The sequence below is a fragment of the Allobosea sp. Root670 genome (genome assembly GCF_001429415.1).
Lineage (GTDB): Bacteria > Pseudomonadota > Alphaproteobacteria > Rhizobiales > Beijerinckiaceae > Allobosea > Allobosea robiniae.
Genome location: NZ_LMJU01000008.1, coordinates 24508 through 44780, shown reverse-complemented (window position 1 = coordinate 44780; position 20273 = coordinate 24508). Strand labels below are relative to the sequence as shown.

At 61.9% G+C, this 20273-nt stretch carries 17 protein-coding genes and 2 pseudogenes; 9 read left to right on the top strand and 10 right to left on the bottom strand.

All coding sequences use genetic code 11. The annotated features are described in order from the left end of the window. Positions 1 to 163: 163 nt before the first annotated feature. Together ASE61_RS09395 and ASE61_RS09390 are read right to left on the bottom strand one after the other, a co-directional pair. Positions 164 to 460, bottom strand: coding sequence for a SemiSWEET family sugar transporter (locus ASE61_RS09395; protein ID WP_061966647.1), 297 nt, complete (start codon positions 458 to 460; stop codon positions 164 to 166). A gap of 9 nt (positions 461 to 469) precedes the next feature. Further along, entirely contained in the window at positions 470 to 715 is a 246-nt protein-coding gene (locus ASE61_RS09390) for a hypothetical protein (RefSeq protein WP_061966635.1), read from the bottom strand. An 873-nt stretch (positions 716 to 1588) separates the two neighbouring features. Here ASE61_RS09390 and ASE61_RS09385 point away from each other — a divergent pair. Together ASE61_RS09385 and ASE61_RS27130 are read left to right on the top strand one after the other, a co-directional pair. Further along, positions 1589 to 2110: a cupin gene (locus tag ASE61_RS09385; protein ID WP_061966634.1), complete on the top strand. Its 522-nt coding sequence runs from the start codon at positions 1589 to 1591 to the stop codon at positions 2108 to 2110. A gap of 218 nt (positions 2111 to 2328) precedes the next feature. Continuing rightward, a complete protein-coding gene (locus ASE61_RS27130) occupies positions 2329 to 2664 on the top strand; it encodes an MOSC domain-containing protein (protein ID WP_320409864.1) in 336 nt (111 codons plus the stop codon). On the opposite strand, the gene ASE61_RS26375 is transcribed toward ASE61_RS27130, so the two are convergent. Continuing rightward, a complete protein-coding gene (locus ASE61_RS26375) occupies positions 2649 to 2885 on the bottom strand; it encodes a hypothetical protein (protein ID WP_156407033.1) in 237 nt (78 codons plus the stop codon). The two genes, ASE61_RS27130 and ASE61_RS26375, sit on opposite strands and share 16 nt — an antisense overlap. Positions 2886 to 3197: 312 nt before the next feature. Beyond that, entirely contained in the window at positions 3198 to 3527 is a 330-nt protein-coding gene (locus tag ASE61_RS09370; protein ID WP_061966632.1) for a hypothetical protein, read from the bottom strand. A gap of 412 nt (positions 3528 to 3939) precedes the next feature. On the opposite strand from ASE61_RS09370, the gene ASE61_RS09365 reads away from it, so the two are divergent. The 3 genes and pseudogenes from ASE61_RS09365 to ASE61_RS09355 all read left to right on the top strand — a co-directional run. Beyond that, positions 3940 to 4179, top strand: a complete 240-nt coding sequence (locus ASE61_RS09365) for a DUF2171 domain-containing protein (protein ID WP_061966631.1) — start codon at positions 3940 to 3942, stop codon at positions 4177 to 4179. Positions 4180 to 4266: 87 nt separating this feature from the next. Next, positions 4267 to 4794, top strand: a pseudogene (locus ASE61_RS27125) (dienelactone hydrolase family protein). A 64-nt stretch (positions 4795 to 4858) separates the two neighbouring features. Then, positions 4859 to 5212: pseudogene (locus ASE61_RS09355) on the top strand (endonuclease/exonuclease/phosphatase family protein); the annotation flags it as partial. 396 nt (positions 5213 to 5608) lie between these two features. Here the strand turns inward: ASE61_RS09355 and ASE61_RS09350 are convergent. The 4 genes from ASE61_RS09350 to ASE61_RS09335 all read right to left on the bottom strand — a co-directional run bounded on the left by ASE61_RS09350 (position 5609) and on the right by ASE61_RS09335 (position 10932). Continuing rightward, positions 5609 to 7813: a glycogen debranching N-terminal domain-containing protein gene (locus ASE61_RS09350; RefSeq protein WP_061966630.1), complete on the bottom strand. Its 2205-nt coding sequence runs from the start codon at positions 7811 to 7813 to the stop codon at positions 5609 to 5611. 15 nt (positions 7814 to 7828) lie between these two features. Next, positions 7829 to 8953 carry a glycosyltransferase family 4 protein gene (locus ASE61_RS09345; protein ID WP_082617329.1) on the bottom strand — a complete coding sequence of 375 codons (1125 nt, stop codon included), beginning with the start codon at positions 8951 to 8953 and terminating at the stop codon, positions 7829 to 7831. Positions 8954 to 9058: 105 nt separating this feature from the next. After that, positions 9059 to 10255, bottom strand: coding sequence for an MFS transporter (locus ASE61_RS09340; RefSeq protein WP_061966629.1), 1197 nt, complete (start codon positions 10253 to 10255; stop codon positions 9059 to 9061). Continuing rightward, positions 10246 to 10932: a hypothetical protein gene (locus ASE61_RS09335; RefSeq protein WP_200959619.1), complete on the bottom strand. Its 687-nt coding sequence runs from the start codon at positions 10930 to 10932 to the stop codon at positions 10246 to 10248. Before ASE61_RS09335 ends, ASE61_RS09340 begins: the two co-directional genes overlap by 10 nt. Before the next feature lie 685 nt (positions 10933 to 11617). Here ASE61_RS09335 and ASE61_RS09330 point away from each other — a divergent pair. From ASE61_RS09330 to ASE61_RS09305, 4 genes are all read left to right on the top strand, one after another. Then, positions 11618 to 11935, top strand: coding sequence for a DUF1236 domain-containing protein (locus tag ASE61_RS09330; protein ID WP_082617328.1), 318 nt, complete (start codon positions 11618 to 11620; stop codon positions 11933 to 11935). Between the two features lie 201 nt (positions 11936 to 12136). Then, complete coding sequence (locus tag ASE61_RS25900; RefSeq protein WP_082617327.1) at positions 12137 to 13531, top strand: DUF1236 domain-containing protein; 1395 nt, start codon at positions 12137 to 12139, stop codon at positions 13529 to 13531. Between the two features lie 745 nt (positions 13532 to 14276). Further along, complete coding sequence (locus ASE61_RS09315) at positions 14277 to 14690, top strand: DUF1236 domain-containing protein (RefSeq protein ID WP_061966625.1); 414 nt, start codon at positions 14277 to 14279, stop codon at positions 14688 to 14690. Between the two features lie 781 nt (positions 14691 to 15471). Beyond that, positions 15472 to 15747 (top strand): hypothetical protein, encoded by a 276-nt coding sequence (locus ASE61_RS09305; protein WP_061966623.1) that lies wholly within the window; start codon positions 15472 to 15474, stop codon positions 15745 to 15747. 1208 nt (positions 15748 to 16955) lie between these two features. Here ASE61_RS09305 and ASE61_RS09300 read toward each other — a convergent pair. Continuing rightward, positions 16956 to 18596 (bottom strand): ABC transporter ATP-binding protein, encoded by a 1641-nt coding sequence (locus ASE61_RS09300; RefSeq protein WP_061966622.1) that lies wholly within the window; start codon positions 18594 to 18596, stop codon positions 16956 to 16958. A 28-nt stretch (positions 18597 to 18624) separates the two neighbouring features. After that, positions 18625 to 20271: an argininosuccinate lyase gene (argH, locus tag ASE61_RS09295; RefSeq protein ID WP_244492773.1), complete on the bottom strand. Its 1647-nt coding sequence runs from the start codon at positions 20269 to 20271 to the stop codon at positions 18625 to 18627. Positions 20272 to 20273: the final 2 nt, after the last annotated feature.

Below are 20273 nucleotides of genomic sequence, written 5' to 3'. Positions count from 1 at the left end.
GCTATTGGTGGCTAGGTCTGTCCGCCCCGATCCTGCTGGTTGGGGCGAGCTGAATGCGGAGGCCGAGCGGCAGACCGACCGGGACACGACTGAGGGTTTTCCGACGCCGATCGGAGCGCGCGGCGCTGACGCGGCGGATCGCAAACCGTAGCGAAGCCAGGGCTCAGGACGGTGGATCGATCCGATCCGCTACCGCATCCTTCGTTGCCCATGGCAGGAGGGTCATCAGGAGGATGAAGGCAGACAGCACGAAACATATGCTGTTCGTGGCGATCAGAGACCATTCGCCCAAGCCAACGCCGTAGGCCGTCCACAAGGCGAAGCCTGTTACAGTCAAACTATAAGTCAGCGGCGAGATCGCCCCGGTGTCGCGTGTCCTGACAATCCGCCAAGCCTGAGGGACAAAGCTGATGGTAGAGCAGAGCGCCGCGACAGTGCCGACCACCGCGACCGAATTCACGTCCAACACCTATCGCGACAGCCGCCGCACATTCGCGCGAACCTTGCGCCGATAGCCGCGCGTAATGCCGACAGGCCCTGCGCCGGCTGCCGCTTCCAACACCGCTCCCTGAGCAGCCAACACCTTCTCCTTCACCATCAGCTTGGCCTCGCGCTCGCCGGCACGGCCGCCGCCGGCAATCTTCAGGCTCCGAAGCCAGATGGCCTGCTGCGCCTCGAGGGCCAGCATGGACATTTCCACGAACAGCTTAAACATCGGCGACACCTCCGGCCGGGGGGGTCCGAGCTCCCCTTCGTGATCGGCCCGATGCAGATTTTGCCCTCCGAGCGGCCGGCTCGGCGCGGCGTGTCGGAGTCACATCCCGCGCCGCCGTCGCGCGCGCCTCCTGGCTCATGCGGTACCATCCGTAGCCAATCGCCCCGGCCAGAATCAGCGGCGTGGGAAGACGTGTCGCCAGCATGGTGAGCGGGACCGCAAGTCGCTCAGGGATTTCACCCCTGTCGACTTTCCCGGCAATCCAGGCGCCGGCCAAGCTGAACATTGCTGCGCGGATCATTGCTTCTCCTCCGACGCGCCCGGCGTAGTAGGCACTTGCTCAGCTACAGGATCTCTGGCGGGAAAGGTGTCCTTGAGCGCCCTTTCGAGCTTCTGGTCGGGCGTCAGCTCCCGCCCCGCTTTCGCTTGAGACTTTTGTTCCCCGCGGAGACTTTCAACGGCCGGGCTTTTAGTATTTGCCATGTGTCCCTCCATCCACTGTGCGGAGGCTGAACGCTCCCAGGCTCGCTACCGTTCCCGTTGTCGGCCAAGCATGGTGCGGGGGATCTTTGCTGGAACCAAACCCGCGCTTACGTCGTTGTCCGCGCGGTGCCATCGCGGCACCTACCTGCTCTCCGGTTGGATGCGTTGCCGCGGATGTACCGGCCGCAGCCGACAGGAGGGCAAAGTCAGTTTCCCGGTGAAGGCCGGAACCGCCAAGTCCTGACGCAAGTCAGAGGCCCGCCGCTTACGCAGCGGGCTTTCCTTTTCCCGATGCCGGGGCGCACGACGCTGCGCGCTTGCAAAGCAGCCTGCGATAAGGAACGCCCCTGCGCCGATCGAGTTGAGCAAGCGTTCCTGAGAGATGGTGCGATGACGAAGACGACGGTGACGGCCTTGCATTTCGAGCCGTGGAGTTTCGTTCCCAACAATCCCAGATTGCCCGCGCTGATCTACGAAGGAGCGTTCGCCGTGGACGCGGCCGACCGCGCGGAGACCATGGAAAAGCGGTTTCAGGAGAACGGGTGGCCACCGCAATGGCGCAATGGGATCTACGATTTCGATCACTATCATTCGCAAGGGCATGAGGTGCTCGGCATCGCCGCCGGGTCAGCCACGCTCCTGCTAGGCGGCGATAATGGCCGCGAACTCGACGTGAATGCCGGAGATGTGCTGGTGCTTCCGGCGGGAACGGGCCACCGTCGCCTTTCGCAATCTGACGACTTCCTCGTCATCGGCGCCTATCCGCCCGGCCAAAGTGGCGACATCGTTCGCGAGAAAGCTTCGGCAGCCATGGCCCAGAGAATTTCCGTATTGAGCTTTCCTCCGCGCGATCCAGTCATTGGCGAGGATGGCCCGCTGATCCGGCTGTGGGCCGATGTCCGCGTTACCTGACGCCTGCTGTGTTGGGCGGGAGACCGTATGCCTCTGAACCCTTCTTCCATGCTGGTGCAGCTGTTGATCGCGCCTATGAGACCTGGACACGTCGTGTGGCTCGGCGTTCGCCCAGGCGGCGCGAGCCGATGCACGCACGTAAAAGCGCCGACTTCGACATTGCGCAGGGCATCGTTGGCGATCGCTATACCCGCGCTGCGTGAGGCGGACAGGTAACGCTGGTCCAGGCCGAACACCTCGCGGCTATCGCCACCCATGTCGGTCGCTCAGAAGTTTTGCCGGCCGACCTGCGGCGCAACGTCGTCACGCATGGTATCCATCTCCTGGCTCTGAAGGAGAAGCGCTTCCAGATTGGCTCTGCCGTCCTGGAGACCACGGGGGAATGTCGGCCCTGCTCCCGAATGGAAGAAATCCTCGGCGTCGGCGGCTACAATGCTGTTCGTGGCCTTGGCGGCATCACGGCACGCATTGTCAAAAGCGGAACGGTCAGTGTCGGCGACGAGCTCGTCGTGCTGCCTCGGGAGAAAGACGGGGTCGCTCAGGGTTCTGGATGAGAGCGTTCGCTACAAAGGCCGGCCTTAACTTCCTCGTCGGTGAGCTGACGCACGCCGACCCACATGGCCTCTACGCGACCATCCTTGAGATCGCTTGCGATCTGTCGCAGCGCGGTAGCCAGGTCCGGATATTCCATCCGGTAGGTCGCCATGAGCTCGCCCCCGACCTTCACTTTATGCCGGATCATGACGACGACCTCGCCATCCTCTATGTCCTTCATTCGTCCTCGCAGCGAGTGAGCATCTTGCCGGACGGCAGCATGAAGTAGCACTCGTCCTCGTAGTGCACAGGCGTGCCATCTTCGAGCGTGTATGACGTTAGCGAAGACCCGGCCACTCGCGGCAGACTATGACCTTGTAGGCGTTGCCCTGCTGGTCACGACAGTGCTCCGTGTGGAGCGCCCGTCGCACCTGCGTCGGCCGCTTGTTCGGTCCATCGGATTTCCAGATTGCGACCAAGAGCGCCTCGCGAATTGATCTCCGCAGATCAACGACAGCCCATGAGTGCTGGTTCGCAGTTCGTCAGGCTCGGGCTACTCGGCGATCGCTTGCAGGGCCTTTTCCATATTAAATGCGGCAGCCTCGCCGGCCGCGGTCACAACGGCGAACGATCTCGCAATCCGCGCATAGTTTCCACCTGGCCGAAGCTTTCTCTCGCTGATCACGGTTACGCCGACGGCCGCTACCGGAGATGCACCAACCACTCCACAATAGCGCCGGTAGATATCCAAAGCATCGGATCGCTCGGGATCACTCAGCAGTGAGCCGATCGGGATGCTTTCGCGCAGTCCACTGAAATAGGCTTTCGCTGCCGTGAGGGGCCTGAGTTCCCGACCGCTCAACAGTTTGATGCATTTCGACATTGCAGCTCGTCTTTATTCCTCGCAGGCAAAGGGGCGCCGTCGGGCTCGCCAAGCTTTCACAGCCGTGAGAGAAACCTATGCGGAGAGTGGATCAGCGACGAGGGGCCGACGGCCCTTCGCACCCTTTCTGACTGCCGTCGCCACGAAGGCGCGATACTCCAACCAGGTCGCCAGGCGGCGGGAACAGCCGCCGCAACACACATCGCTGGTGGGCCGTAGGTCCGAAGGCACGGCGATGCTAGGCGAGCCGCAACTATCGCACCGAAATCCGTCCGCACCCATAACGCCTGCCCTGACGAACTGCACCGACGCTGCAAACTTCGCGGCGGAGTGATGGTTCCGCTGCGCCGGCCGGAACCTCCGCACACGACGCTCCGTTGCTCCGGGACAGCTTCAGGAAGGAAATCCAGCGATGATGTTCGTCGAGCAAATCAAGGAAGGCCAGCGCGTGATTGGATCCGATGGAGGTCACGTCGGAACCGTCGACGCTCTGAGCGGCCAGCTCATCAAACTCAAGAAGAATGACCCCGAGTCGGGCGGCGCTCACCACTACATCGACCTGGGGCTCGTCATCGGCGTCGAGGGGGGCACGATCAAACTGATCGTGCCAGCCGTTGAGGCTAAAGAGCGATGGTCCGAGGTGTCTGACTGATGGACAGACGCCATTTCGTGGCAGGCGCAGGCGCTGCAATTGTCTGTCCCGGCTCACGCCAGCATCGCGGTCGATCGCTTCGGGCCGATGGTTCCAGGACGCAGCGTCATCCTTCTTCACGGCTCGGATGGTCTGACCAACGGCGGTCGATACGAGTTCGCCGCGAATATGATCGCCGCTGCCGGCTACACGGCCTGGCTACCTCGGTATTTCGAGGCCACCGGTGATGGCCGAGCCCGCTACGGAGAGATCAAGACCAAGTTTCCGATCTGGCTCGAAGCGATCGAGGCCATCAAGGTCGAAAGACAGGATCGGTTCGCTGTTGTGGGCTTCTCGCTCGGCGGAGCGTTGGCTTTGGCATTCGCCGCTCGCACCAGCAGGGTCAAGGCCGTCGTCGACTACTTCGGTTTCCTCCCTGCTGGATAAGAGAGGGCATCATTGCCACCAACGCTCATCCTCCATGGGAACGCCGACCGAGTCGTTCCGGTATCGAACGCAGTCGCGATCGAGAAGCTGATCAAGGGCAATGGAGGCCACGTCCAGAGCCACATTTATCCAGGCGAAGGACACGGACTGTCCGCCGCCAGCTGGCCGGACGCGATATCGAGGACGTAGGCGTTTTTGCAGCAATACCTGTGACAGGCTTGTGCGGGAGCACTGGTTGTGAGGACTGGCGCCGTTGAAGATCGCAACCTACAACGTCAACGGCATCAACGGGCGCCTGCGGGTTCTCCTGCGTTGGCTCAAGCAGGACAGCCCGGATGTAGTCTGCCTGCAGGAGCTGAAATGTCCCGACTCCCGCTTCCCGGAACGGGAACTGCAGCAGGCGGGGTATCAGGCAGTTTGGCACGGCCAGAAGAGCTGGAACGGCGTCGCCATCCTTGCAAAGCGGGGCAACCCACTGGTCCTGACGCGCAGGGGATTGCCCGGAGACCCCGACGATAGCCACAGCCGGTACATCGAGGCTGCGGCGCACGGCATACTCATCGGGTGCATCTATCTTCCCAAAGTGCGCCCCCTCCCAGCAGCACGCGCGCATCGGCTACCCACCCGAGTGAGAACGCGACACGCGCACCCGGCGAAGGCAGATGGGCGGCTCGCGTGACTGCGCGATCAATCTCAGACACTGGCACTGCAATGCGCAGCACCAGCTGGCGACTCAGCTCTTTTTCGTACGCGGCTTGCGAATGGGCTTTTCAGGGTCTGGTCGGCCTGGAACGGTCTTTGAGAATGTCGCTCGTCCGTATGGCGGGCTGTGGCATCTGACGGCGGAGGTTGTTTGGACGCCTGCTCGCTTCGGCGTCTGCAACGCGAGCATCATCACGGCTGAGAGCTAACCCCGAAACTCTTCTCGCAAACCTCCTCGACCGGCTTGGACGTTCCCGCTCTGTCAGAAGCGCTGACGCGATCCGCTCCTTCGAAATTTCGTTTACTTGGACACGATAATCCGCGCGTTACCGGCTCGGGCGAGAACATTTGCCGTGACATCCGTGCCGTAGCGGTGGAGGCGAATATCGGCCCGCGAAGAGCCGAGTCTCAGATTTCGGATGACGAGTTCGTCTAGAAAATCCGGCATTACTGGCTCCTGGAGCTGAATCTCGTTCCGCTCGTGATCGAGGCTCAAGCCCAGGCAGGCGCCGAGCAGGCCGAAGATCGAGGCGGCGGACCAGGCTTGCGGTGCGCAGGCGACCGGATAGGGCGTCGGCGCCCGATGAGGACGCCGGTTGAAGCCGCAGAACAGTTCCGGCAGGCGGGACATGTCCTGATGTCGTCCCGCTTCAAAGATCGCGCAGAACACGCGGTTCGCCTCAGCCTTCAGGCTATAGCGGGATAGCCCGATGGCGATCAGCGCGTTGTCATGCGGCCAAATCGAGCCGTTGTGATAGGACATTGGATTGTAGCGGGGCTGACCCGCCGGAAGCGTCCGAATGCCCCAGCCACTGAAGCCCTCGGGCTTGAGAAGACTTGCGCCGACGCTGCGTGCGCGCTCCGGCGATACGATCCCGGCGAACAGGGCATGGCCGGCATTCGACGACGGAACACGGCAAGGCCGCTTCTCGCCGTCGAGCGCGATCGCATAGGTTCCGAGCTCCTCGCACCAGAAGGAGCTCTCGAAGGCGATGCGCAGGCGCTCTGCCTCAGCGGTCAGCGTCGACGCCATGTCCTCGTGCCCAAGCCTACGCGCCATGGCGGCAGCTTCTAGCTTCGCCGCATAGGCGTAAGCCTGTACTTCGCACAGGGCGATCGGACCGACAGGATCCGAACCGTCGGCATGGAAAATCGCGTCGTGCGAATCCTTCCAGCCCTGGTTGGCCAGTCCGCTCTCCCGGGCGCGTGCATATTCGATGAAGCCGTCGCCGTCGCGATCGCCGTACTCGTCCATCCAGCGCAGCGCAGCGCAGATATTGGGCCAGATCGATTTGATGGTCGCGACATCGCCCGTGCGCCGCAGATAGAGCCCCGCCAGCATGACGAAAAGCGGGGTCGCATCGATCGTCCCGTAATAGCGGCCGAAGGGAACCTCCCGCAGCCTGGCCATCTCGCCATGCCGCAATTCGTGCAGGATCTTGCCGGGCTGGGCGTCGGCCTCGGGATCGATCGCCTGCGCCTGCATCGCGGCGAGCGTCCGCAGCACGCCGCGGGCGATCTCGGGATCCACCCAAAGCATCATCATCGCGGTGATGATGCCGTCGCGACCGAAGACGGTATTGAACCAGGGAATGCCGGCATAAGGATAAGGGCCGAACTCACTCCGCGTCACCAGCGTATAGATGTCCGATACGGCCCGGCCGAGCGTCGCGTCGAACAGGTTGCTGGAGCTCGATACTGTGGCGATCCCGGCCGTCGCGGCGCGGCGCGCGCGGCGGGTATCGCGATAGGCCGCGAGAAAGTTCATCGGAGGCTCTGCCGCCACCGCCTTATCCAGGCAGGCGATGGTCAGGAACAAGGAGCGCTGCTCGTAGGGGCCGAGCTCGACCTCCGCCGTCATGCGCTGGCGATCGATCGCCACGGGCGTCGGAGCCATCTCGACCACCGTGCATCGTTCGACCCGGTCGAGGCCGGCATAGCGAAACGCGACCCGATCCGGGGCCTCCACCTCGACGGTGGTCGTTCCACGCCGCAGACGCCGCGTTCCCCGGACCTCGAACATGTCGCGGAAATCCGCATCGAAGAGCAGATCGATCCGGAGGCGACGACGGGCTGCGCCGTAATTCCGGACACTGACGCGTTCGTAGCAGATCGCCCGCCAGAGAAACTTGGTGCGATGCAGGAAGATCGTGTCTCGCGGCAGCTTTTCGTCGCCGATCCGGAGATCCGGGTTCGCGAGCTCGACAGAGAGAGCCGCCTTGTCCTCATGCACGGCCGAGCCGAGCAGAAGCGGCCGCTTGCCTTCCACGCGCAGTTCGAGGCGGGACAGGAAGCGCGTGTCACGGCAATAGAGGCCCTCGGCGGTGTCGCTCAAGGTCCCGATATCTCCATGCGCATCCAGTACGGCAAAGGCATCGCCGTGTTTCAGGTTGCGCAGGGCGCGGTCCGTCAGCGAGGTCGTGGCCTCGATCTCGTATTCGGACCAGAGATTCGGACTGCTCGGCCCAGGCATCGCCTGCCCGATCTTACGGATGCTCTCGGACATGGCGCCTGCCTCGGGTCATAGGGACTGCAGCTGCGACAGGCCCACGCTGCCTTCGAAACCAGGGAGATCACCGCCCGGTGCAAGGATAGCGGCCGAGGCGGACGCCGGCTTCGCCACAGGGCGGCAGCACAGCGCGTCGAAGGTTTCGATGTAGTCGGCAGCCATGCGCGCGGCCGTAAAGCGCATCTCGAAGCACTCGCGCACGGCCCGTCGATCCAGCCTGTCGATCCGGCTCGCCGCCTCGACCGCTTCGTCGATCGAGGTCACGATGATGCCGGAAACGCCTTGATCGATCACTTCCGGAACGGAGCCCTCCGCCCAGGCGATGACCGGCGTCCCGATCGCCATCGCCTCGATCATGACCAGGCCGAACGGCTCGGGCCAGTCGATCGGAAACAGCAAGGCCGACGCTCCCCCGAGAAAGTCATCCTTCCGCATGTCGTCAATCTCGCCGATGAATTCGACCAAGGGATGGTCGAGCAGCGGCCGGATCGTGCCGTCGAAATAATCGCGGTCGATCGCATCGACCTTGGCCGCGATCTTCAAAGGGATGCCGCTACGCTTGGCGATCTCGATCGCTCGGTCAGGACGCTTCTCCGGCGAAATGCGACCTAAAAAAGCAAGGTACGCGCCGGGCTCGCGCCTGACGCGATGAAGCTGCTCGGGCAAGCCATGGTGGATGGTAGATACCCAATTCACCGGTGGCATGGGCCGGCGCTGAGCGTCTGAAATCGAGACCAGCGGCATATCGGGGAAGGCCCGGTAGATCGGATGAAAGTCCGGCAGGTCGAGGCGCCCGTGCAAGGTGGTGACGCATTTGGGGAAAAGGTTTTTGAAGAGCGGGAATTGCAGCAGGTCGACATGGAAATGGATGACGTCGAATTCGTCAGCCCGCTGTAGAACCTCCTCCAGCATCACCAGCGTATTGGCCGTATGGTCCCGAATGCCCGCGAGGCGCAGTGCTTCCGGCACGGCCCGAACGAGCCTAGCACTGCTGCGGGAATCGCCGCTCGCGAAAAGGGTCACATCCTGCCCCTGCCGAACGAGCTCCTCCGTCAGCCAAGATACAACCCGTTCCGTTCCGCCATAGAGTCGCGGCGGCACGGCCTCCGCCAAGGGAGCCACCTGAGCAATCCGCATCGCCTGTCGTCCTTTGAATCCCCGAACCGGGGAAATCGCCTCGGGGATCGCAACGCGCTCCGAGCCACTTCGGTTCAAACCCTGGGGCATCGTCTGGCCCTTCGGTCAGATCCGTTCGCGTTCCCGCAACCCAGCTGTCAAAGGCAACGCAGCGGCGCAGAGCCCGGCCATCGCAAAAAACGCGTGAGCGCCGAAATGCGCGTAGAGGGAGCCGGCCGCCAGCGTCATAAGGCCGGTCGCAGACGCCGCAGCGAATGCATAGATCGCCTGGCCGGTAGCCGCCAGTCGGACGGGTACGACCCGGACCAGAAGTCGCATGCAGGCGAGATGGAGCAGCGCGAAGGTCAAACCGTGCAACGGCTGCACGACAGCGAGCGCCAAAGGGTCGGCGCTGATCGCCATGACGATCCAGCGAAGGACGCCCGCTGCCACGGCGATGGCTGCAGCGCCGGCTGGCCCCGCACGGGCCAGAAGCCGCGGCCCGATTAGCCAGAAGACGACCACCTCCGACGCGACCGAGAGGGACCAAAGAACGCTTGCCAGGCCGGGGCCGATGCCGGCCGCGTTCCAGCGGATGACGGCGAAGGCGTCGTGCATCGCATGGCTGCCGAGCACCAGCGCCGCGACCAAAAGCAGGCGGCGAAACAACGGCAGCTGCAGCAGCACGCGTAAATCCGCGGCGGCTGCCGTCCCCGCCTCGGTCCACTCCATAGGCTCCCGTTCGTCCTGGATAAGAAGAGAGGTTACCAAGGCGGCGGCAAGGAGCAGCCCGGCATGAAGAACTACGACGGATCCAAGCCCCGTTGCGCTGACCACTTGTCCGGCGATCAGGGTCCCGGCGACGAAGGCCGCCGACCCAGCGCCGCGCACCCAGCCATATTCGAACCGTCCAGTCGCCGGCCCGGGCGCTTTGGTCCCGTGGCGAGATGCCAGCGCATCGGCCAGGGTCGTGACGGGCGCCAACACGGCTGCCTGCCCAAGGCTCCCCGCCAGCAGCAGTAGAAGCCCATCTGCCCGCAACAAGCTCAACGCGAAAAGCGCCGATAGTCCGGTGCAGATCGCGAGCGTCTTCACGCGCGCATCAAACCTGTCGGCTATACCGCCGGCGATAGGACCGGAAACCAGACGGACGGCCGTGCCCATCGCCAGCAGCATACCGAGCTCCGCAGGAGCCACGCCACGCTCCTCAAAAAACCGTGGCCAGAACGGCGACGCCACACCAAACGCGGCGTACATCAGCCCATAAAGCAGAACGAAGCTCTTGAGCTCACGCCGGCCTGACGCTGGCGGAATTACCTCCATAGCTCCTCGGGCGCCTTCAATTGGGGGACCTCTCCCGACCTGGATCGACCTTCTCGCCTATGGGGCTTCGGGAAATTTCTTGGCGCCGCCTTCAGAACCGTGGGGATTATCCGACGAGCGACCCGGATGTACGCCTTCAACGAAGTGCAGCCCTTCTCCGTTTCGCTTTCCGGCGTAGCTGGACCCTCGATGGCCACTGCCGTCATTCGAGCATAGGCATCGGCGGCGGGCTCGGAAAATCCTTCGGCCTTCAAGACCTCTACCCATTTGTCTCGTGGATTGGTCACGACGAGGACCTGGGACCCTAGGACTTCGGCGAAGGCGTCTGCGACGTCGCCGAAGGTGGGCCGCATAGGGCCTTCGATCGAGACGATGCCGACATCGTTCAAGCTGGAGGTCAGACGACTCATGGCGGCCTTGCCGAGATCTTCGGGCGCCACCATAGGCAACCGGAAGTCCGCCGGAAACATTGTTTGGAGTTTGCCCGTCTCGCGCACCTGATCAATCTGCATTTCGAAGTTCGACAGGTGATAGGCGCCACGGTTGATCGCGACGGGGATCTGCTGTGAAGCTAGCCCCTGCTCGAATTCGTACAGCACGCTGGAATCGCCGGTGCGAGGCGGGAGCGCCGGGCCGGCAGCGGCGCCCATCGTCGAAGCCGCAACGACTTTCTCCATCCCGAACCGTCCAGGGCCTCCAAGATGGCTCGCACGGTGGTTGTCTCCTCCGCGTCTGTGTCTGTCGAGGGAGCAGCTGGCGGGTGAGCAGGAAGGCGCGGCGGCCGCGCTTGAATGCCGCCCTCAGAGCATCGGGATCGCGTGCGTCGACGACGAAGCTCTTCGCTCCCTTACTCTCCAGTTTGGCTGCTTTCTCCGGGGAATGGATCAGAGCCAGGACGCCTTCCTAGCAAGTAGGTCCTCCACGACAATCGAGCCAATGTGACCCGTCGCACCCATCACCACGAACATGAGAGCCTCCTGATTGTCGATGATGAGAACGGGCTCGGCCTAGCCACGTTCCGGCAATTTCTTGCGCTCACTGACCAACCGGGATCGCTTAATCGGCGTGAATTGGGTGTCGCTCTTGCCGTGCTAAATTGCGACCTTTCTTGGAAGGTAGGCCAGACAGATGTACGAGTTTCGACCGAAGTCGGCCCGTTTTTACGACGCGAAGGCAGTGCCATGCCTCGGAACTTACAAAGGATCTAAAGAGCGAACAGTTCCGCAAAAATTCGAGAGTCTTCACAACGCTATAGCCACACGGCCATAGCGCATCCTTTAATTAGAAGAATTTGGAACTGCTTCGCTTGACGCCGAGTTGGAGGCCCATCGCACCATCGTGTGCGCAACCGGAGGAACCAACATGAACCGTAAGATTCTTGGAATGGTCGTTGCCTCGGCGCTGGTTGCCAGCTCGGCTGTTTTTGCTCAGAGCACCACCGTCACGATCAGCCAGCCCGAGCGGACGAAGATCAAGGAATACGTGGTCAAGGAGAAAACGAAGCCGGTCATGATCAAGGAGAAGGTCACGATCGGCGCCACGCTTCCGGCGGACGTCGAGCTGCGCGCCGCTCCTGCTGATTGGGGCACGAGCGTCAGCAAGTACAGTTACGTCTATACCGACAATCACGTCGTTCTGGTCGAGCCTTCCAGCCGGAAGATCGTTCAGATCATCGAGTGATAGTTGTTGACGAGTCAGGCAATGCGCCTGGCTCGTCTCACCGCCGGATCTCTCCGGCGACGCATCCAGCGCAGTGTTCCGTGAGAATCGGCGCCTCTCAACGCCGAGCTGGCGATATTTTGCGCCGACGCGCGAAGTAATCCCCTTCCGACACGTCGGCGACATCCAGTTCGGCATCACTCTCATCAGGGAGGATGTCCCATGAAAAAATTTGCAGGCGTTGCCTTAGCCGCCTTGGCACTACCTGGGGTCGCCTGGGCCCAACCGATCGTGATCGAGCAAGACCAGGCCCCGCGAGGGAGGGCCGAACGATCGATGGAGCGGCAAATGCCGACGCGAGGTCCGGAAGCGGAGCGTGGTCCTCCGGGTCGGTCCGAGATGCCGGCGCGAGAGCGGCGGGACGTACAGTCCGGCCCCTCACGCGGTCAGGACGCAGAGCGTCCTCAGACTCCGAAACGCGAACAAGCCCAGAAGGAGTCGCCATCCTCTATCGAACGGTCTCGAAGCGGTCAGGGCGAAGAGGACACGGAGCGGGATCGGCCTGCACAGCGTGAACAGCCTTCGCAGCGTGACACGAAGCGCTCAGGCGAGCGAGCACAGCCGAATAGCGACGCGGATAAGTCAACGGGCTCAGCGAGGTCGTCGCAGCCAGAGAACAGGACCAGTCCGAGCAACGCCCGTTCAGCGCAGCCCGAGCCGCAGACGAATCAGCCTGGAACGGCGTCGACACCAGAGAAGCCTGCTGCTGGGCCCCAAACCGCTCAGCCGAACGCTGGTGAGAAGCGCGATACAAGCCGGATCGCGGAGACTGTCAGGCAGAGTATCGACCGAAAGGAAATCCGGCCAGTCAAGGACTTCGGTGTTTCCGTGTCGGTCGGCGCACAACTGCCGACGCGCGTGGATCTTCGGCCCCTACCGCGGGAGATTGCATCGATGCGCCCGCAATATCGCGACTTCCGATATACGGTATCGGACAGCGAGATTGTCATTGTCGACCCGTCGAGCCGGCGCATTGTCGAGGTCATCGAACGCGACGGACGAAGTGGCGGTGGCGCGAACCTTTATGCTGTGTTCGAGCAGAGGCGTGACATCAGGCGCTGGCGCAGACCTGACACGGTCGTATTCCAGACGGGTGTCATCATCCCGCGCGAAGCACAGCTATATGCACTGCCCGTTGAGGTGATCGAAACCCATCCGCAATGGCGTGGCTATCAGTACGTAATGACCGAGACCGACGAGATTGCTGTCGTCGAGCCACGCTCCCGTCGCATCGTCGAAGTCGTCGATCGAAGCAGTAGCCACAGCGGAACCACTACAGCCGCGGGACCGGCTCCTGCTGCAACCCAGGCAAACGCGTCACTTTTCGACCGGCACGAACTGGCCAAGCTCATCTTGCAGGATGCCAAGCCCGGCGAGATGCAGAGCCTCGACGGTCTCAAGGGCGCGGTTCTGCCGAGCGAAGTCGTAATCCGGCCATTGCCGTCCGAAGCAGAGCAGCGTGAGCCGCAACTGCGTGGGATGCAGTACACATTGATCGGCGACGATGTGCTGATAGTCGATCCTCAATCGAGGCGCATCGTGGACGTCATCGAATAGCGGCTAACGAAATGCGCTCCGTCGGCTTTGGCCGGCGGAGCGCACCAGCACCGCCAGAATCGTCCTGCCGGAGAATGTGACGTTTTTTTAGCGCCAGGAGAACATTATTGAATTCCTGCCAACTCCGGAAAAACCGGCGCTCCAGGTTGCGCTATATGGTGGTTCTTGCCTCGGCTGCCGCAGCGATTCCGCTCCCCAGCCACACACTGGCCGCACAACTTCGGAACTGTGAAGACAGCCGTCGCGAAGTGGCTCGAAATGGCTAAGCTCTTCTGCTCGGCCGAGAAGAGCTTGAAGCGAGGTACGTCAGAGACAGGAGTTTTTGCCGGCCTGCTGAAAAAGCTGTTCCAGCTTTTATTCGAAGCCAGGACCGCGACATGTGCTTTGTGGGCTATGAGTGCCGCCATCCATAGTCCGCGGTTCTGAGGACTAAGTGCCCCTCTCGCCGCGCCTACCCGGACCCTTCAGACGATCGTTGGTACGCTACAAGCATAATACAAACGTCACTTGCCGGGACTCATTCCATCGGGTTCTTGGTACCCGAGCCGCTTTCGCCATGCCCATTTAAATATAGTGCTACCTATTTCGTGAGAACAATCCTGAACAAATATTCAGATCGCGTCTGAATATTTGTTCAGGATTGCCGTTCGCACGCAGAAATTCATCAAATAACGGAAGGAATACGGAACCGTTTAGAGGGTTCAAAGTTGCGGCCTACATCTGGGGTAATTCAGGAGATCGACCGATGAAGAAGATCATTCTTGCTGCGTCTATCGCGATGCTTCCGATGGCGGCTCTCGCTCAGAACCCCGAAGGTGCGCGCGGTGGCGCGGCCGCTGGCGCCGCGACCGGCGCCGTCGGCGGCGCGATCGTGGGCGGGCCTGTCGGAGCTGTCGTTGGCGGTGTTGGCGGCGCGGTCGTGGGTGGCATCGCCGGAGATGCTACGCCGCGCTTCAAGACCTATGTCCAAGCACATGAAGTGCCGTCCTACCGGTATCGAGAGGACGTCCGTGTCGGCGTCGTCTTGCCGGAGAGCGGCGTGACCTATCGCGAAGTGCCGGCCGAGTTCGGTGCGAAGGGTTATCGCTACACCGTAGTCAACGACCGGACCGTGATCGTTGAGCCGAAGACCCGCAAGATCATCCAGGTGATCGAGTAACGGAACTATGGCCTCACCTTCTGCTGAAGGTGGAGGCCATCCTTCGAAATGCTGAAGGGACCTTCCCGATGCCCATCTCACAGGTCATTCGGAAGAGTAGGTTCCAGTCGGAGGGCGCGGGCTCGATCAATCGAACGCGAGAACTCTTCAGAGAGCGCTGGTGCGATGAAGATGGAAACGTCTTCACGATCGTCGTATGGTGTGGCTCCTCAAGATCGAGCCGGACGTTCTACACGCTCGACGACGGAACCCCGGTCGCGTTCAAGAGCCACTCGGTCTTCAAGGTCATGCCGACCGGGAAGCTACTTTTCCCTTGCGAGGACTGAGATTCCTCGTGCTGCGTTGGCGAATGCGCCCCGCCAATCTGCGGAACTCCAATCGAATTTCGGGCGTTGCATTCGCGGGGGTCCGGATGGGTCGTTGAGCGGCGCTAACGCGGGTTTTCATTCTCCCATCCATTCGAGCGCTGGCGGCAAGCGCGTTGCGCTTTGGGGCGATACACGATGTTAAAACTCGCTGCCGCCGACGCGGTCACCGCCTTTGGCTCCGCAGGACGCAATGATAGCCGGCTCCAGTTTTGGAGGCCGCTGAACCATCTCAAATGTCAGTGGCGTTCAATTGGTGCTCCAACGCATCGCCCTCCTTCAAGATCAGAAACATCCCTCCAGCAACGACGTCTCCAGCGGGTTGATCAGACCGACGAGCTATTTTGGTTCTGTTTGGAACCATTCCAAACGGCAGCGGTTTTGTGAACTCCACGATGCAAACCTGGAGTGCACCGATGAAAGAGTATCTGCTGCTGGCTCCCCTGGCTTTCCTGGCCTTCCCGATGGTTGCTGCGCCCGCTTCGGCTGACACCGTCGTCGTCAAGGAACGCCGCCATGTCGACAACGGCCTGCATCGCGGCTGGCGTCACGGCCATCGCCAGGGGGTCCGTAAGGTCGTAATCCGCCGCGATGTTGGCCACCACGGCACGACGCGCGTGACCAAGAAGGTCACCCACACCAATGCTTATGGCGATCGCGTGACGCGCAAGGTGACGCGCGAAGTCAACTGACGGCATTTGGAAGGATGGCCGGGTGGCCATCCTTCGCATTTCTTGGCGCCGCGAGGGGCCACCCATCTTGCCTGCTACGTCAGTATATCGCGAGGCCCGACATGCGCCGTTCAACACTAGCCCTCTTCGTCGCTATTGCGAGCTGCGGTACCGCTGAAGCAGCGGATAACGCGCCGAGGAACCCCCGTGCTGCGATCGCGGGGTTCGAACTCGGCACACGCTTTGGCTCAGCGTCCGCAAGCGCCGAACCTCAGTCCTCTGAAGCAACTGTTGAGGCTGCAGACGAAACGGCTACGCCGGTAATCCGAGAGCGCAAGGTGAGAATTGTTTATCCCGTGACGCCTTGAAGTGAACCGATCCTGTCGGAGATCCCGTCGGCGATGAGCGTTGCTCGTGTCAGGCCGCGATTCAGTGTCCGCTCGCAGCGGCAAGGTTCGACCTCCGCGCTCGACCCGTTTCGTACTTCGATCGGCTCACCGGCAACGGTGAGAGCATGCAGCAGCGGTGGTATGGCGACGCTACGTTAAGCGCGGGTTCATCGGAAATGCACTAGCTCATGCGGCCCGCTGTGAATGTCGCTGCAGTGGGCCGGCGCCTTCGAAGATAGTTCCAAAACCCTTACCCCCGACGGCGCTGTTGCGCTCAGCAGAAAGCCCCCAGTCATTGCGGTGAAGACCGAGGGCTTTCAGATCACACCGGGGCTGTTGGGAACCTAGGGTGACGCTTGCTTATAGCATCACCCTCCGGCCGCCCGCCATGTCATATGTTAGAGCTTCTAACCGGCGCTTGAGACGCACTGTCTATCGCATGCACGGCAAAATGTCTCTCGCCATGCGGGATGATGCACGCGGCGAACGCCTTCAGATTATGCTCAGGGCGGAAGAACTGCGCGCGATTGAAGATTGGGGCTTCGCCAAGCGTATACCGTCGGGCATCTGCCGTCGGAATGATGCGTCGCGGCCTCTCCGCCGAGAGTTTAATCTGGCAGGCGAATATCTCCGATCCAAGTAGTTCGGCAGGAGCCGCATCGCCGGCAGGCCAGCAGCCACACGGAGGCGCGGGTGAGCAAGCTCTTCCGGAGACATCACTAGAGCGCCAAGTGCAGACATTAAGACATCACCGGAAAGCAGACATTGGATGATCAATTCCAGTCTCGCTGTAAACCCTTATCCAGATGAGCTGCTGTACTCGGGCAGTAGCCCAACCCTTCAATCTGCTACAACCTGAAGCGCTGCCTTCAAGAGCGATTGGGTATAGGGATGCTTCGGATTGTCGAAGATATCCTTAGTCCGTCCGCGCTCAACAACCTTTCCTGACTTCATCACGATCAGCTCATCGCAAAGAGCTCTTACGACTTTCAGATCGTGGCTGATGAACATGTAGGCGAGATCATGCTTCCTTTGCAGATCCCGCAGTAGATCGATGATCTGGGCCTGTATCGAAAGATCGAGCGCCGAGGTTGGTTCATCGAGAACCACGAATTTCGGATTGAGGATCATGGCGCGCGCGATCGCGATCCGCTGGCGCTGCCCTCCGGAAAACTCGTGCGGGTAACGGGTGCGAACCGCAGGGTCCAGGCCGACTTCCTCCAGAATCGCTGCGATCATCAAGTCCCGTTCGCCACGCGACGAGCCGATACCGTGTATAAGCAACCCTTCGCCGACGATCTCCGCGACTGATTTCCGCGGACTGAGCGAGCCATAGGGGTCCTGAAACACGACCTGCATGTCACGTCTCAGATTGCGCATGCGCTCGGGGCCGACTTGGTCCAGCGCCACGCCCTGATACCGCACGGATCCTTCGCTTGGGATCAACTGAAGCATCGCGGTTCCTAACGTGGATTTCCCCGACCCGCTTTCGCCCACCACGCCCAGCGACTGCCCTTGGCGGATCGTGAGATCGATCCCGTCAACCGCTTTGACATGGGCCTTGGTACGACGCAGGAGGCCGCCCTTGATGCCGAACCAAACCTTCATATCGTTCGCTTCGACAAGAATGGGCGCCGATGTTGGAGGCGGCACAGGATCGCCTTTCGGATCCGAGTTGAGCAGGTGCTTCGTGTAGGAATGGCGCGGGTTGCCGAATATTTCGGCAGCATCACCCGTCTCGACGATCTCCCCCTTGTTCATCACAGCAATACGGTCGGCCATCTTCCGAACGACACCGAGGTCGTGAGTAATGAGCAGCATCGCCATCCCGAAGCGCCTCTGAAGCTCTTTAAGTAGCTTCAAGATCTGGGCCTGGACGGTGACATCAAGGGCTGTCGTCGGCTCGTCGGCGATCAGGAGCTCTGGCTCGTTGGCGAGCGCCATTGCGATCATCACACGCTGGCGCTGGCCGCCGGAAAGCTCATGTGGATAGGCGCTCAGGCGCTTGTCGGGCATTGGGAGCCCGACGAGAGTCAGCAGCTCGATAATGCGGGAGCGCGCCTTGTTGCCGCGGATGCCTTTATGTAGCGCCAGCACCTCGCCGAGCTGCCGCTCAACTGTGTGCAAGGGATTGAGCGAGGTCATCGGCTCCTGGAATACCATCGCGACCTTGTTGCCGCGGATCGCCTCCAGCTCCCGCTCGCGTGCTTGCAGGAGTTCGCGTCCCTCCAGACGGATACTGCCGCTCAACCGATGCGCGACCGCATGCGGCAGAAGCCGGAGGATCGAGAGCGCCGTCATGGACTTGCCCGAGCCGGACTCTCCGACGAGCGCCAATGTTTCTCCCTTGTTCAAGCTGAACGAGACGCCACGCACGGCCGGCACAGCCCCCTCCGACGTCAGGAATTCGAGCCGAAGGTCTCGAACCTCCAGGAGGCCTTCATGACCGCTCGGGCAGGTCGGTGAGTTCGAAACTGACATGGCGGGTCCAGTCGATCTTTCCGTTGTGTCACGCAGACAGGACGTTCTTGACGGCGCTCTCCAGCCGCTCAGCGGCCGACGCGAGGTGACCGCGTTTGCGCACGAGCCAGGCCTCGTCACGCGCGAGCCCGTCTTTGGCAACGGCGAGCATGCGGATGACTTCGGAGGGCGCTACACTGCCGGTCGTTACGCGCGTCTCCACGAAAATCTCGGGGTCCAGAGCGCTTCGAAGCACGTCTTCCGGCATCGCTATTCCGCCTCCGATCGTCTCTCGGGCCGCCCGGTTGAGCAGTCCAGCCGTGACGGCAGCAGGGCGAATATTCTCGCTCAAGCAGATCCGAACCAGACGCGCGACAACGTGATGAACCTGCCGGAAAGACAGGCCGGTCTCGCGGACAATCACATCGGCCAGATTGCTCGCCGTGCACCAACTGCCTTCGAGCCCTTCGCGCATGCGCCTCTCATGCACGATAAGGGTCGAGATCAGCCCGGTGAACAGGTCTAGCATGCCCTCCGTTGTGGCCAGCGCCTCGTCGATCAGCGGCAGGTCCCGCATGGCCTGGTCGCCCGTTCCCGCCGCGCGAAAGGTCGCCAGCGCCGAGGCAAGCCAGGTAACGGATCCTCCGGCCGCCTTCTTGACGGTCTCGAGCCCGGCCGGGTTTTTCTTCTGCGGAAAGATGCTGCTGGTGCCGCAATAGGCGTCATCCGACTCGACGAAGCCGAACTCCGTGCTCGACCAGACATGGAGATCCGTCGCGAGATCGTTGATCGTCGCCATCACGAAGGACAGGGCCGAGATCGCATCGGCCGCGTAGAAGGCCTCGCGCCCAAGCTTCGAATTCTCAAGCACGCCACCGAAGCCGAGGAGCTCGGTCGTCCGGTTGCGATCGAGCGGCCATGACGTCCCTGCAAGGCCGACAGCCCCGAGCGGATTCAGGTTGACGCGATCGAAGGCCTGGATCAGCCGTTCGAAATCCTCGCAGAGCCTCGTCGCAATGCTGAGAAGATAATGACCGAAGACCCAGGGCTGGGCCTGCTGCATATGTGTGTAGCCGGGCATGATGGTGCGGGCATGCTTCTCGGCCTTGTCGATCAGCGCGGCCCGAAACTGGTTCAACCGCTCGACCACATCGAGAAGCCGGTTGCGTTCATAGAGGCGGCGCACGGTCGTGCCCTGGTCGATGCGGCTGCGGCCGGTATGCATCTGCCCGCCGATATCCTCGCCCATCCGCGAGAACAGGAAGGCTTCGACCTGCAACAGAAAGCTTCCATTCAGCGGATCCATGGGGATGGTTGCCGGATCCATGCCGCGCATTTCCAAGAGCCCATTGAGAATGGCGCTCGCGACGTCACGCGGCAGGATTCCCTGCTCCGCGAGCATGACGGTATGGGCGAGATCAACCTGATTGAATTCACGCGCATGACGCATCTCGCGGGCAAGCCCGGGAATGTCGTGGTATTTGATCAGAGCCTCTGCCGGCGGGCTGCTCAGGCGGGCTTCAGAGAGCAGGAATTGATGCTCGGTGACCGGCTTGTTCATGGTAATATCCAGTTCGTCACGAGGTTTGTCGTGCGCGGCGAGGCCATCCGGCTTCGCGCCTTGGCAAGGTCGTCTGGACGGCGGTTGATCCCGCCGCCGCAATGGCGTTTCCCATCGGCTAGGTTCAACGGACATTC

What these genes read in the sequence shown, in the direction of transcription:
- ASE61_RS26375 (WP_156407033.1), bottom strand. Translation starts at nt 2,885, where the DNA reads ATGAAGGACATAGAGGATGGCGAGGTCGTCGTCATGATCCGGCATAAA.
- argH (WP_244492773.1), bottom strand. Translation starts at nt 20,271, where the DNA reads ATGTCCGTTGAACCTAGCCGATGGGAAACGCCATTGCGGCGGCGGGAT.
- ASE61_RS09350 (WP_061966630.1), bottom strand. Translation starts at nt 7,813, where the DNA reads ATGTCCGAGAGCATCCGTAAGATCGGGCAGGCGATGCCTGGGCCGAGC.
- ASE61_RS09330 (WP_082617328.1), top strand. Translation starts at nt 11,618, where the DNA reads ATGAACCGTAAGATTCTTGGAATGGTCGTTGCCTCGGCGCTGGTTGCC.
- ASE61_RS09390 (WP_061966635.1), bottom strand. Translation starts at nt 715, where the DNA reads ATGTTTAAGCTGTTCGTGGAAATGTCCATGCTGGCCCTCGAGGCGCAG.
- ASE61_RS09305 (WP_061966623.1), top strand. Translation starts at nt 15,472, where the DNA reads ATGAAAGAGTATCTGCTGCTGGCTCCCCTGGCTTTCCTGGCCTTCCCG.
- ASE61_RS09385 (WP_061966634.1), top strand. Translation starts at nt 1,589, where the DNA reads ATGACGAAGACGACGGTGACGGCCTTGCATTTCGAGCCGTGGAGTTTC.
- ASE61_RS09365 (WP_061966631.1), top strand. Translation starts at nt 3,940, where the DNA reads ATGATGTTCGTCGAGCAAATCAAGGAAGGCCAGCGCGTGATTGGATCC.
- ASE61_RS09370 (WP_061966632.1), bottom strand. Translation starts at nt 3,527, where the DNA reads ATGTCGAAATGCATCAAACTGTTGAGCGGTCGGGAACTCAGGCCCCTC.
- ASE61_RS09315 (WP_061966625.1), top strand. Translation starts at nt 14,277, where the DNA reads ATGAAGAAGATCATTCTTGCTGCGTCTATCGCGATGCTTCCGATGGCG.
- ASE61_RS09340 (WP_061966629.1), bottom strand. Translation starts at nt 10,255, where the DNA reads ATGGAGGTAATTCCGCCAGCGTCAGGCCGGCGTGAGCTCAAGAGCTTC.
- ASE61_RS09300 (WP_061966622.1), bottom strand. Translation starts at nt 18,596, where the DNA reads ATGTCAGTTTCGAACTCACCGACCTGCCCGAGCGGTCATGAAGGCCTC.
- ASE61_RS09335 (WP_200959619.1), bottom strand. Translation starts at nt 10,932, where the DNA reads ATGGAGAAAGTCGTTGCGGCTTCGACGATGGGCGCCGCTGCCGGCCCG.
- ASE61_RS25900 (WP_082617327.1), top strand. Translation starts at nt 12,137, where the DNA reads ATGAAAAAATTTGCAGGCGTTGCCTTAGCCGCCTTGGCACTACCTGGG.
- ASE61_RS09345 (WP_082617329.1), bottom strand. Translation starts at nt 8,953, where the DNA reads ATGCGGATTGCTCAGGTGGCTCCCTTGGCGGAGGCCGTGCCGCCGCGA.